The organism is Streptomyces ipomoeae 91-03 (assembly GCF_000317595.1).
In the GTDB taxonomy this organism is placed as follows: domain Bacteria; phylum Actinomycetota; class Actinomycetes; order Streptomycetales; family Streptomycetaceae; genus Streptomyces; species Streptomyces ipomoeae.
Genome location: NZ_AEJC01000437.1, coordinates 19,697 through 32,108, shown reverse-complemented (window position 1 = coordinate 32,108; position 12,412 = coordinate 19,697). Strand labels below are relative to the sequence as shown.

The window sequence follows — 12,412 nt, the reverse complement described above, 5'->3', positions numbered from 1 at the left end:
AAGCTACGGAGGGTGACTATGCGTTCCTTGACCTTCGTCATTGGTACGGGGCGTAGCGGCTCGACCGCGCTGTCACGCATCCTCAACGCCCACCCGGACGTACTGAGCCTCAACGAGTTCATGGCCTCCGTGGGCACATCGCCTTCCCCGAAGGGAAGGTGACCGGTGGAGAGTTATGGCAGTTGCTCTTCCAGCCCGCCCCACACTTCGAGCGAATGATCCGTAGCGGGCTGCCGCTGCCGGAATTCCTTTACACACGCCGCCCCGGGACGTATGCGGCCCCCCCTGTGCCGTATCTCAGCGCTGGATCTCCCAGACGGTGACCGTGCCCTTGAGGTTGGGCAGGTAGTCGAGGTCGTCCGGCGCGTCGACCTCGGTGATCGTCCACATGGCGAGGTTGCCCTCGCCGGTGACCGTGCAGAGGTGGTCGCCCTTGACGATCGCCTGGTCCCGGTTGATGGAATCGGCGTCCAGCGTCTCGGTGAACGGGTTCTGCTCGGCCCCGGCCAGGCACTGTTCGGGAGAGGTTCCCGTGGCCTTGCCCATGGACTTGACGAACCGCAGTGAGGTGCTGTCCGCGGAGAACTCCTGGACGTCGGAGTCCATGTACTCGGTCGGGTCGACCTTGGGCGCGTCGAGGTCGACGTACGTGGTCTCCAGGCCACCGGGCCGCAACACGCTCACCGGCTCGTCCTTGAACTTCTCGACGAACTGGGCGTTCGGGGGTACGTCGGCCGACCCGGTCGGGTTCGTGACGTCCTCGCCGGTGCCCTGATCGCCGCTCTGCCCGTCGTCCGTGGCGGAGCCGGTCGGCGACTCGCTGGGCGTCGCGGTCGCCTTGCCGCTCTCCTTGCCGTCGTTCGCCGTGTCGCTGTTCTTGCTGTCGTCGGTCTTGCCCAGCACCCACACGGCCGCCGCCGCGCCGGAGCCGATCGCGAGGACGAGGACGATGGCGATGAGGGCCGCCTTCAGGCCCCGGCGGCTCTTCTTGGGGGCCGGGGCCGGGACGGGGGACTGCGGGCTGAGGTTGTAGGTCTCGGGGGCCGGGGGCGGGTAGCCGTAGGCCGGTGTGGGGCCCTGGGGGGCCGGGCCGAAGCCGCCGGTCGGGGACGCCTGGGGCATGCCCTGGGTGGTGCCGGGGGCGGCGGGCTGGGTCGTCGGGTCCTGTGGGGGTGCCGTGGGCGGTGCCGGGGGCGCCGCGGGCATTTGGGGTGCCGTCGGCTGGGGCGGGGTCTGGGCGGCCTGCTCACGCCGGGTGATCTCGGCGGTGAGGGGGGCCGGGAGCCAGCCGGTGAAGTCGCTGAGGTTGCGGTCCGTCGACTCCTGGCAGAGCGCGGCCAGTTCCTCGGTGCCGATGCGTGCGGCCGGGTCGGCGGTCAGACAGCGCTCCAGCACGGAGCGCAACGTGTCGTCGTACCCGTCGAGTTGTGGGGGCCGCATGGCCGTGTTGGCGATCTGCGCGGCGATGGTGATGGCGCCGCCGTCACCGTACGGGTGCCGACCGGTCGCGGCGACGGCCGCGATCAGGCCGAGCGAGAAGACGTCGGTCGCCGGGGTGACCCGCTCGCCGAGGGCATGCTCCGGCGACATGTACTGCGGGGTGCCGATCAGACCGCCGGACTGGGTGAGTTGGGTGGCGTCGGCGGCGCGGGCGATACCGAAGTCGATGACGTACGGGCCCTGGGAGCCGAGGAGGATGTTGCTGGGCTTGAGGTCGCGGTGGATGACGTCGGCCGCGTGGATCGAGGTCAGGGCGCGGGCCGCGCAGCCGACGAGCTGGAAGACGGCGGGCAGGGGGAGCGGGCCGAAGGCGACGAGGGCGTCGTGCAGGGGGATGCCCGCGATGAACGCCGAGGCCAGCCAGGGGAGTTCGCCGGTGGTGTCGTGGTCGACGACCGGGACGATGTGGTAGCCCTGCACACGGCGGGCCGCCTGGACCTCCTGCTCGAAACGGCGGCGGAAGTCCGGGTCCTGGCCGTACTCGCGACGGATGACCTTCAGCGCGACCGGCTGGCCGCCGCGGGTGTGCGACAGATAGACCGTGCCCATGCCGCCCTCGCCGATACGGGCCTGCAGTTGGTAGCCGGCGGTCTCTCTTGGGTCCTGTGGTCCCAGAGGGCTCAGGATGTCGCCAGTGCTGGTGCTAATGGGAGCCTCCCCCGGTGCGATGCCGAACTCCTGTGCCGTGGTTGTGCACTTGAAGCGGACTGAGCTTATACGCCGCTTATGACTGCTGGGCTGGGTGTTGCGGTTCCCGGGGGTGCACCTGGCCGGCCTCTCTGGGAACTGCCGCCTACGGCTCCCGCCGGACCCTCCTCTGCCACTCCTCGTCCCGTACCGTGATCGGGGCCGTGGCCGGGAGGTGGCGTACCGTCGGGGCCTCGGCCAGTGGGGGCGGGACCCGGGTGGTGGGGGCCTCTGTCAGGGACAGCGTGCGGAAGGCGGTCTCCACGATGGCCACCGACGTCGCGAAGGGGGCCGGGAGCCAGTTCGTGAAGTCGCGGACGTCTCGGCGGGCCGCGCCGGCGGCGTGTTCGGCGACGGCTGCGGCCGGCGGGCGGGTGGCGGGGTCCGCGGTGAGACAGCGGCGGATGACGTCGACGAGGGGGCGGCCGATGCCTTCCAGGGCGGGCGGGTCCACGTCCGTCGCCGCGATGCGGGTCGCGATGGCCAAGGGGTTGCCCTGGCCGTACGGGTGGCGGCCGGTGGCCGCGACGGCGGCTATCAGGCCCAGCGCGAAGACGTCGGACGCGGATGTGACCCTGCGGCCCAGGGCGTGCTCGGGGGACATGTAGCGCGGGGTCCCGATGAGGCGGCCGGCGGTCGTCAGCGTGGCGGCACCCGCGGCCCTGGCGATGCCGAAGTCGAGCAGCCAGGGCCCGTCGGCGGCGAGGAGCAGGTTGGCCGGCTTGACGTCGCGGTGGATGACGCCGGCGGTGTGTACGGCGTCCAGCGCGTGCGCGGCGCAGGCGAGGAGCTGGAGGACCGTGGGTACGGGCAGGGGGCCGTGGGTCTCCAGGGCCTGGTCGAGAGGGACGCCGGGGATGTAGCGGGTGGCCAGCCAGGGGCGCTCGGCCTCCGCGTCGTGGTCGACGATCGGGACCAGGTGGTAGCCGGAGACCCGCCGCCCGGCGGCCACCTCGCGGGCGAAGCGTTCACGGAAGGCCGGGCTGTCGGCGTACTCGGGGCGCACCAGCTTCAGCGCGACCGGCTGGCCGCCCCGGCTGCGGGAGAGGTAGACGGTGCCCATGCCGCCCTCGCCGATCCGCGCGTACAGCGGGTACCCGGCGATCTCCCGCGGATCCGTCACCCGCAGCGCCTCAGGTACCACTCCGCGCATCGACCGGCCCCCTCTGCCCCGTCTGATCTGCCCACACCGCTCCCCGCGGTATCGGGAGCGTATCGCGCGACGCGTCGCCTCACCCCGCCCCCGACGCAACCCGCGCACCTTCATCGGCCTCTACCCAAGTGGCCCTCAACGGCGTCATGCCCTACAGAGGGAACGAAGCGGGATGTGTGGGGTGAACATACGTGGAGCTGCACCGGCGACCAGCGACGTCCGAGGGCGAGGGGCGGCGGCCGGCCGTCTCCGTCGTCGTGATCGTCTACAACGACGAGGCCAGGCTGCCCGCGGCCGTGCGCTCGGTGCTGGAGCAGACGTTGCGGAGCGTCGAGGTCGTGATCGTCGACGACCACAGCACGGACGGCTCGTACGAGGTGGCCACGCGGCTGGCCGCGGAGCACCCGGACCGGGTGCGGGCGTACCGGCTTCCCGAGAACAGCGGCGGCTGCGGCGCGCCCCGCAACCACGGTGTCCTGAAGACCCGAGGCGAGTACGTCCTCTTCCTCGACAGCGATGACGTCCTGGAGCGCAACGCCTGCCGGAACATGCTGGAGGCGGCCGAGACGACCGGCGCCGACCTGGTCGCCGGCCTCTGTGTCCGTGTGCACGTGGACACGCGCACACGCAAGGAGGTCAAGTGGTACCCGTGGCTGTACGCCCGCACCCGTACCCTCGACTCGATCTCCGAGCTGCCCGACCTGCTGGTCTACGACACCCTGTCGACCAACAAGTGCTACCGCCGGGACTTTCTCGTCGAGAACGGCCTGGAGTTCCCCGTCGGCATCCACTACGAGGATCTGCTCTTCTCCGCCCAGGCGTACACGGCCGCCCGGCGGATCACGCTCATCCCCAACCGGGTCTACGACTGGAACGTCACCGAGAAGGCCGCCGCCAAGTCGATCAGCAACCGGCGGGCCGAGATCGCCAACTTCGCGCACCGCATGGAGATCCATCGCCGGATCGACCGACTGCTCGCCGACCGGGGCCTGCCGGAGCTGAAGTTCCGGAAGGACGTCAAGTTCCTCAAGCACGACCTGGTGCTGCACCTGCGCGACCTGCCCTTCCGGGACGCCGCCTACCGTTGTGAGTTCGCCGCTCTGGCCCGCACGTACCTGGCGTCGATCGACCCGGCCGCGTACGACGAGGTCGAGCCGATCCACGCCATCTGCGCGTTTCTGCTCCGCGAGAGCGACTGGGACAACCTGCTGCCCGCCGTGGACACGCTCACCAACCGCGACAAGGTCTCCGCCCCGCTCGTCGAGCGCGACGGACGGATCTACTGGTGCGCCGAGCACCTGGATGACGGGGGAGAGGCCGGGGCCTTCGCACGCCGGGTCCTCGACGTCACCCCACTCGGGTATCACGCCCGCCCGCCCGCGAAGCTGTTCCTGCGCAACGAGCTGACGGAGTACCGCCGCTCCCGGCACTACTGGGAGGGCGAGGGCCCGGGTGTCGTGCGCCTCGCCGGGCGCGTCACCAACCCCCTCGGCGTCATCCCGCCCGGCGCCCGGCTCTCCGCCGAGCTGGAGTTCTACGCCCGCCGCCCCGGCGTACGCTTCGGCACTCATCGCGTCCCCGTGGCGGAGGTGCGGCACGAGGGCGCGTACGTCGACTGGCAGGCCGTGGTCGACATCTCGAAGGCCGTCCGCCCGCTGGGCATCGTGGACGCGGTGTGGGACGTACGCCTCCACCTGGACGTCGACGGAGAGCGCACCACCAGCCGTCTCACGGCCGCCGAACCGGGCCTGGTGACCGGCGAGCTGCCGGTCCGCCCCCGGCTCACGCGCCTCGTCGCCGACCGTGTCGAGCCGCACATCTCCGCCCGCGGCCACCTCGCCTTCCGTCTCGTCCCCGACAAGAAGGCGGGCGCCCTCGTCACCCGCGGCCTGCGCGGCACCCCCGGCCGACTGGCCAGGGGCGGCTACCGCAAGGCGAAGGCGCTGCGCAAGAAGGCCACCTCCGGAGACACCAAAATCCGCCTTTATCATGAGGTTTTCCAGCGCATGCCGATGCGGCGGCGCCTGGTGGTCTTCGAGAGCCACCTCGGCCGGCAGTACAGCGACAGCCCCCGCGCGATCTACGAGGAGATGCGCCGCCAGGGCCTCGACTTCGAGGCGGTGTGGTCGTACACCGGCCGACCGGACGGCTTCCCCGCCGACGCCACCCTCGTACGCCGCTGGTCCCTGCCCTATCTACGGGCCCTGGCCCGCGCCGAGTTCTGGATCGACAACCAGAGCTACCCGCTCAAGCTCACCAAGCGCCCCGGCACGACCTACCTCCAGACCTGGCACGGCTCGGCCCTCAAGCGCATGGGGTTCGACGAACCGGGCTGGAAGCTCAAGTCCCGCGCCGGGCAGGCGGAGCAGCAGCGCACCCTGGACCGCTTCGACCACTTCCTCATCCGCTCCGAGCACGACGTCCGCACACTGGCGAAGGCCTTCCGGCTGAGGGAGAAGACGCTGCTGAGGGTGGGGTATCCGCGCAACGACGCGCTGGTGCGGGCCCGAGGGGCAGCTGAACGCCCGCCGCTGGCGGCCGAGTTGGGCATCCCGGCCGACAAGAAGGTCCTGCTGTACGCCCCCACGTTCCGGCATCACGGACAGCGCCGTTTCACGCTCCCCTTCGACGTGGAGCGCTTCGCGCGGACCTTCGGCGACGAGTACGTCCTCCTCGTCCGCGCCCACTACCTCAACCACGTCGTCCTCCCGCCCTCCGTCCGAGGCCGGGTCATCGACGTGTCCGCACATCACGACGTGACCCCGCTCCTGGCGCTGGCCGACGCGCTGATCACGGACTACTCGTCGGTGATGTTCGACTACGCCCTGCTGGACCGCCCGATGCTCTTCTTCGCGTACGACTACGAGGAGTACGTGCACGAGGGCCGAGGCACATACTTCGACCTCCTCGAACGAGCCCCGGGTCCGGTCGTACGCACGGAGGACGAGCTGCACGCCCTGCTGACGGCGTCGACGTTGGACGAACAGTCGGTCAAGTACGCGTCCGCCCGCGAACGCTTCGTGGCCGACTTCGGCGAGTACGACGAGGGCACGGCGGCGCGGCGCATCGTGGACGAGTTCTTCTCCGAGTGGAGGCAAAAGTGACCGGCGGACAGCGGGACATCTTCCTGGTCTCCAACAGCGTGGACGAGCTGGGCGGCGTGACCAGCTGGTCGCACCACATGGCCCGCCTCCTCACCGAGCGCGGCCACCGCCTCCACGTCATCGGCATCACCACCCCCGAGGACCCGCACGACCTCGGCGAACTCCCGTATCCCACCACCAGGTTGTACGACGGCCAGCCGCCCAGCCCCGGCCGGGCGCGGGACGCGAGCATGCGGGAGAAGGCGACCGTCCTGACACGCCTCTTCCGCGCCGCGCGCCCCGGCGCGGTCGTGATCGTGACCCAGGTGTGGGCGATGGAGTGGGTGAAGCTCGCCGACACGGCCGGTCTGACGGTGATCGGCATGAGCCACGAGTCGTACGAGACGTCGAAGTCCAGCTCCCGCTTCCGCCGGGTCCTCAAGCACTACCGGGACGTGGACCGCATGCTCGTCCTCACCCGCGAGGACGCCGACCTGTGGATCGGCGAGGGCCTCAACAACACGTCGTTCATCCCCAACGCCGTGCCCTGGCTGCCGGACGCCCCGTCACCGCGCACCGAGAAGACGATCGTCAGCATCGGCCGCCTGAGCGACGAGAAGGGCGTCGACATGCTCCTCGACACCTGGTCCGAGGTGGCCCCCCGGCACCCCGACTGGCTCCTGAGGATCTACGGCTCCGGCGAGGACGAGGAACTGCTGAGGAAGCAGTGCACGGCACTGGGGATCGACGGCTCGGTGCGCTGGATGGGCCGCACGAGTGACGTCCAGGGCGCGCTGCGCGGAGCCTCGGTCTTCGCCCTGTCGTCGAGGGGCGAGGGCTTTCCCCTGGCCTTGATGGAAGCCATGGCCATGGGCGTCCCCTGCGCCGCCTTCGACTGTGCGCCGGGCGTCCACGAGATGGTCCGGGACGGCGAGGACGGCTTGCTGGCGCATCCGGGCAACACGGGGGAACTGGCCCGCAAGCTGGACCTGTTGATGTCGGACAGGGGCTTGCGGGACCGGATGGGGGAGAGGGCGAGGGAGAACGTACGGCGATACGGGGCGGAGGAGATCATGGACAGATGGGAGCGACTCTTCACCTTCCTGGAGAGGTGAAGAGCCAAGGGGCGCGGGGCTGCGTTTGATATGCGGCTCCGCCGCGTGGGCGCGATCGACCACGACCCACCCGCAGCCGCGACACGACAGTTCCCCCGAGCTCTCAGGCGCCAGGACCTACTTCTTCCCGCCGGTGAACTTCTCGTACTCCTTCATCACATCCTCCGTCGGCCCATCCATCCGGAGCTCCCCCCGCTCGAGCCACAACACCCGATCACACGTATCCCGGATCGACTTGTTGTTGTGGCTCACCAGAAACACGGTGCCCGCGTTCTTCCGCAGCTCACGAATACGAGCCTCCGACCGCTTCCGGAAAGAGGCATCGCCAGTGGCCAACGCCTCGTCGATCAACAGCACGTCGTGGTCCTTCGCGGCGGCGATGGAGAACCGCAGCCGCGCCGCCATCCCGGAGGAGTACGTACGCATCGGCAGTGTGATGAAGTCCCCCTTCTCGTTGATGCCGGAGAAGTCGACGATCTCCCGGTACCGCTCACGGACCTGCTCGCGGGACATGCCCATGGCGAGGCCGCCGAGGTGGACGTTGCGTTCGCCGGTGAGGTCGTTTATGAGGGCGGCGTTGACGCCGAGGAGGGAGGGCTGGCCGTCGGTGTAGATGCGGCCGTTCTCGACGGGGAGGAGCCCGGCGACGGCCTTGAGGAGGGTCGACTTGCCGGAGCCGTTGGTGCCGATGAGGCCGATGGCCTCGCCGCGGTACGCGGTGAAGGAGACGTTGCGCACGGCGTGCACCTTGCGTACGCCGGCGGCCTTCTCGGTCTTCTTGCGCCGGAGGATGCGGTTGAGCGCGGCGGTCGCGCTGCCGCGCCCGGCACCGGTGCCGTTGACGCGGTAGACGATGTCGACCCCGTCGACGACGACGGTGGGGACGGGCCCGGCGGCGGTCGCGCGAGCGTCGTCCGTGTGGGGGGCGGTGATGGTGTCAGCCACGGCCGTACGTCTCCTCAGCCTTCCAGAAGTAGATGAACCCGCCGACGCCCGCGAGGAGCGCCCAGCCCGCGGCGATCGCCCAGACATGGTGGGGCAGTTGGCCCGCGTGGAAGCTGTCGATCAGCGCGAAGCGCATGAGGTCGATGTAGACGGCGGCCGGGTTGCACTCCAGGAGCAGGTGCACGAAGGCCGGCAGGTCGCGGTCGGCGAGGATGTGGTCCATGCTGAACATCACGCCCGACGCGTACATCCACGTACGCAGCACGAACGGCATCAGCTGCGAGATGTCGGGGGTCTTGGCGCCGATCCGGGCCATGACCATCGCGACCCCGGCGTTGAACACGAACTGAAGCGTGAGCGCCGGAACGATCAGCAGCCAGGACATGGCGACCGGCACCCCGAAGGCCAGCAGGATCACGACCAGCGCGGCCATGGAGAACAGCAGCTGCTGGAGCTGTTGCAGGCAGTACGACAGGGGGAGCGAGGCCCGGGGGAAGTGCAGGGCGCGGACCAGGCCGAGGCTGCCGGATATGGCCCGGGTACCCGCCATGATCGAGCTCTGCGTGAAGGTCCACACGAACACGCCGGTCACGAGGAACGGGACGTAGTCCGGCACGCCCTTCTTGGTGCCCATCAGCAGGCCGAAGATGAGGTAGTAGACCGCCGCGTTGAGCAGCGGGTTCGCGATCTGCCAGAGCTGGCCGAGCTTGGCCTGGCTGTACTGGGCGGTCAGTTTGGCCGTGGCGAAGGCGGTGATGAAGTGCCGTCGGGCCCACAGCTGCCGTACGTACTGGCCCAGCGAGGGGCGCGCCCCGCTGACGCTGAGGCCGTACCGCGCGGCCAGCTCCGCCGGGGACTCGGCGGCGGGGGCGGGCGCGGCCGGGGGGTTCGCCGCCGGTGTCGGGGGCGGTGTGTGGAGGACCTGGCTCACATCCGCTGCTTTCGGTAGTGGGGGGCGTCCCGCTTCGACGTCGTGTCTTCCAGCGCTACTTCGCTACTTCGCGCGCTTCTTTCTCGCGCTTCGTCCTGCGCTGCTCTTGTTCGCTTCTCTTGCCCTGCTCTTACGTCGGAACGGGACCGTATCGTCGCAACGTGAGCGTAAGCGGATTCGACGTCGGAACGCAACCGTTTCGTCGTAACGGCCTATGCTGGTCCGTATGACGACGAACGCCGCCCCCTCCGCAGCGGAGCCGCCGCAGCAGCCGCAGCCGCCCTCGCGGCAGCGTCGCCGGGCGCCCGCCGGGGCGGCGGTGCTGCGCGAGGATGTGACCGAGGCCATCCGAGCGGCCGTCTTCGAGGAACTCGCGGCGGTCGGCTATGCCCGGATGTCCATCGAGGGGATCGCGCGGCGGGCGGGCGTCGGCAAGACGGCGGTGTACCGGCGCTGGCGTTCCAAGCTGCACCTCGTGCTCGACCTGGTCTCGGCCGTGGCGGTGCAGGGGCTGCCGCTGCCGAACACGGGTTCGCTGGAGGGGGATCTGCGGCTGCTGTACGAGGTCACGTCCCGTGCGCTGCGCCACCCGGTGGCCGGCCAGATCATCCCCGACCTCCAGGCGGAGGCCGCCCGCAACCCCGAGATCGCCGAGGCCATGCAGAAGGCGCTGCGGGAGGGGCAGCAGAGCGTGGCGACGGGGATCGTGGCGGCGGCGGTGACGCGGGGGGAGATCCGTGAGGGTGTCGACGAGGATCTGGCGCTGGACCTGATCTCCGGGCCGTTGTACTGGCGGTCGGTCGTCGTACGGGCACCGAAGCCGCCGAAGGGGTATCTGGAGAGCCTGACGAGGGCTACGGCGGCGGGGTTGCGGGCGCTGTAGGGGGCGCCGGTGGTTGCCGGGCGCCCGGGGGCGGCGTTGGGCGGGGCGGGGTTGCGCTTGCCGGCGCGGGCAGGGTGCCGCTAGGGCGCGAGCTGCAACTGCCGGGTGAGTCGGGTGAGTTCGGGGGTGCGCAGGACCCGGTCGCCGAAGCCGGGGAGCGGTACGTGCAGTGACTCCAGCCAGCGCTCGGGGATCGCGTCCGCGCCGTACAGCGCCCCCGCGAGTCCGCCGGTCACTGCGGCGACGGTGTCCGTGTCGCCGCCGAGGTCTACGGCCGCGCGTACGGCGTCCTCGTACGAGTCGGTCGTACGCACCGCCCACACGGCGGAGCCGAGGCAGGGCCAGACGGCGCCGTTGAACTCGGTGGCCTGGTCCGGGTGCCAGTCGGGGGCGAGGACGACGGCGTACCGGGCGCGGTGATCGTCCCGTACGGCGTCGAGTGCGCCGGGGAGGGCGGCGAGCGGGTCGGCTCCGCCGAGTGCGACCCGTACGAGCTCATGGAAGACGGCGGTGCCCTCCCACGCGGCCGGGTCCCCGTGCGTGAGCGCGGACAGCCGCCGGCCGGCGTCCATGGTGACCTCCCGCCCGTACGGCGCGAAGTACACCGCCGAGGTCGCCGCCCGCATCAACGCGCCGTTGCCTGCGGCGCGGAGATTGACCTGGAAGTGCAGGGCGGCGGCACGGTCCCAGGGTTCGCCGTTGCTGAGGACGTCCTCGGTCTGGAGGCCGATGTCCTTGGGACCGGAACCGGCCCACCACTGGAACCGCTCGAAGATGTCGGGGAGGTCGAGCCCGCCCTGTTCGACGAGCGACTCCCCGACGATCACGGCCATCTGCGTGTCGTCGGTGGCCTCGCCGGGGTCCCAGCCGCCGCCCCCGCACATCTCGCCGCCGTGACCTCCGGCTTTCGGGAAGCGCGCCGAGAACGCCCCTTCGGGGCCGAACTCGAAGGGTGCGCCGAGGGCGTCGCCGACGGCGGAGCCGAGGACGGTGCCGAGGGCGCGCTGCGGGTCAATGACGGCCAAGGGTGCCTGCTTTGAGGGTGGTGAGGAGGGCGTGGAGGGGGGTGGGGGTGGTGGTGAGGTGGGTGGTGGGGTGGTCGCTTTCGCGTATGAGTATGGCGGTGGGGGAGTTGGTGGCGAGTTCGACGCAATCGTTACTGCCGCTGCCACCCCCGGAGAAGGATGACTTCTGCCAGGCGCGGGGCTCGAACACGGCGATACCTTTCAGATTTCGTGGGCGATGCGGGTGATCAGGTCCCGAGAGGCAGCCGGGGACAGGGCTGTCGTCGAGACGCGTTCGAAGCGTTGCCGGTGCTCCTTCAGTCGTGACTCGGCATCCAAGAAGACAACTTCGTAGCCTGTGTCCATCTGCACGGTGTCGAGTTGAGGCACGGGGCCGTGGACGTAGAGCATTGAGTACCCGGCACCGGCGAAATCCTCACTGTCGAAGGGAACCACACGCACGGTCACATGGCTCCGCTCGGAGACGACGAGGATGTGCTCCAACTGGGCACGTGCCGCTTTTGCGCCACCCACGCGGAGCCGAAGCGCCGCCTCGTGGATCACCGCTTCGTACGGCGTGGCGCGTTCCGCTGAGATGACCTGCTGCCGACGTGATCGGAACTCCACGGCGGTGTCCTGCTCTTGGCGTGGCCAACTCAGCATCCCGTACCTGAACGCGGCTCGCATGTGGTCCTCGGTCTGCAACAAGCCTGGGATGTGCGCCATTTGGAAGGTCTGGATGCGTACCGCGTGATGCTCAAGCTCCGCCAGGCTGAGACCGGGAGGAGGGATGGTCCCCCGATACTCCTCCCACCAGCCCTTACCCCGTTCGGTGGCCATGGCGACGAGCGCATCGATGTACGCCTGGTCGTCGCATGCGCAGTGAGCTGCGAGACGGCGAATGCGGTCCTCACTGATCCCGCTGCGGCCGGCCTCGTAGGCGCTTTGCTGGATCGGATTCGTGCCGAGAAGCGCGGCGGCTGCCCGAGCTGTCACCCCAGCCCGTTCGCGGATCTTGCGTAGCTCGGCACCGAGGCGTTCCTGCCGGGCGGTTGGGGTGCTTCTGGGTGGCATCGTTCCTCTCCCTGGTCGTTCGGCTGACGAGTATGCC

At 70.1% G+C, this 12,412-nt stretch carries 11 protein-coding genes; 4 read left to right on the top strand and 7 right to left on the bottom strand.

What is annotated here, in order from left to right; genetic code table 11:
* Positions 1-18 precede the first annotated feature (18 nt).
* On the top strand, positions 19-162 hold the full coding sequence (locus STRIP9103_RS53550; RefSeq protein WP_009326411.1) for a sulfotransferase: 144 nt from the start codon (positions 19-21) through the stop codon (positions 160-162).
* 135 nt (positions 163-297) lie between these two features.
* Here STRIP9103_RS53550 and STRIP9103_RS29160 read toward each other — a convergent pair whose 3' ends face one another.
* Positions 298-2,076, bottom strand: coding sequence for a serine/threonine protein kinase (locus tag STRIP9103_RS29160; protein ID WP_267950638.1), 1,779 nt, complete (start codon positions 2,074-2,076; stop codon positions 298-300).
* 217 nt (positions 2,077-2,293) lie between these two features.
* Entirely contained in the window at positions 2,294-3,340 is a 1,047-nt protein-coding gene (locus STRIP9103_RS29155; protein WP_009326400.1) for a serine/threonine-protein kinase, read from the bottom strand.
* 191 nt (positions 3,341-3,531) lie between these two features.
* Here STRIP9103_RS29155 and STRIP9103_RS29150 point away from each other — a divergent pair, with 191 nt between their 5' ends.
* Together STRIP9103_RS29150 and STRIP9103_RS29145 are read left to right on the top strand one after the other, a co-directional pair.
* Positions 3,532-6,444: a bifunctional glycosyltransferase/CDP-glycerol:glycerophosphate glycerophosphotransferase gene (locus tag STRIP9103_RS29150; protein ID WP_009326412.1), complete on the top strand. Its 2,913-nt coding sequence runs from the start codon at positions 3,532-3,534 to the stop codon at positions 6,442-6,444.
* The gene (locus STRIP9103_RS29145) at positions 6,441-7,538 is read left to right on the top strand and encodes a glycosyltransferase (RefSeq protein WP_009326392.1); all 1,098 of its coding nucleotides are present in this window, start codon (positions 6,441-6,443) and stop codon (positions 7,536-7,538) included. Before STRIP9103_RS29150 ends, STRIP9103_RS29145 begins: the two co-directional genes overlap by 4 nt.
* Positions 7,539-7,655: 117 nt before the next feature.
* Here STRIP9103_RS29145 and STRIP9103_RS29140 read toward each other — a convergent pair whose 3' ends face one another.
* Both STRIP9103_RS29140 and STRIP9103_RS29135 read right to left on the bottom strand, forming a co-directional pair.
* Positions 7,656-8,483, bottom strand: coding sequence for an ABC transporter ATP-binding protein (locus STRIP9103_RS29140; protein WP_009326386.1), 828 nt, complete (start codon positions 8,481-8,483; stop codon positions 7,656-7,658).
* The gene (locus tag STRIP9103_RS29135; RefSeq protein WP_009326393.1) at positions 8,476-9,414 is read right to left on the bottom strand and encodes an ABC transporter permease; all 939 of its coding nucleotides are present in this window, start codon (positions 9,412-9,414) and stop codon (positions 8,476-8,478) included. Before STRIP9103_RS29135 ends, STRIP9103_RS29140 begins: the two co-directional genes overlap by 8 nt.
* 226 nt (positions 9,415-9,640) lie before the next feature.
* Here STRIP9103_RS29135 and STRIP9103_RS29130 point away from each other — a divergent pair, with 226 nt between their 5' ends.
* Positions 9,641-10,297, top strand: coding sequence for a TetR/AcrR family transcriptional regulator (locus tag STRIP9103_RS29130; RefSeq protein ID WP_048821195.1), 657 nt, complete (start codon positions 9,641-9,643; stop codon positions 10,295-10,297).
* Positions 10,298-10,377: 80 nt separating this feature from the next.
* Here the strand turns inward: STRIP9103_RS29130 and STRIP9103_RS29125 are convergent, their stop codons facing one another.
* Genes STRIP9103_RS29125 through STRIP9103_RS29115 form a run of 3 tightly spaced genes read right to left on the bottom strand, consistent with a single transcriptional unit; the run spans position 10,378 to position 12,375 of the window.
* Positions 10,378-11,322, bottom strand: coding sequence for an ADP-ribosylglycohydrolase family protein (locus tag STRIP9103_RS29125; RefSeq protein ID WP_009326397.1), 945 nt, complete (start codon positions 11,320-11,322; stop codon positions 10,378-10,380).
* A complete protein-coding gene (locus STRIP9103_RS29120) occupies positions 11,309-11,512 on the bottom strand; it encodes a DUF397 domain-containing protein (protein WP_009326390.1) in 204 nt (67 codons plus the stop codon). Before STRIP9103_RS29120 ends, STRIP9103_RS29125 begins: the two co-directional genes overlap by 14 nt.
* Before the next feature lie 11 nt (positions 11,513-11,523).
* On the bottom strand, positions 11,524-12,375 hold the full coding sequence (locus STRIP9103_RS29115; RefSeq protein WP_048821188.1) for a Scr1 family TA system antitoxin-like transcriptional regulator: 852 nt from the start codon (positions 12,373-12,375) through the stop codon (positions 11,524-11,526).
* Positions 12,376-12,412: the final 37 nt, after the last annotated feature.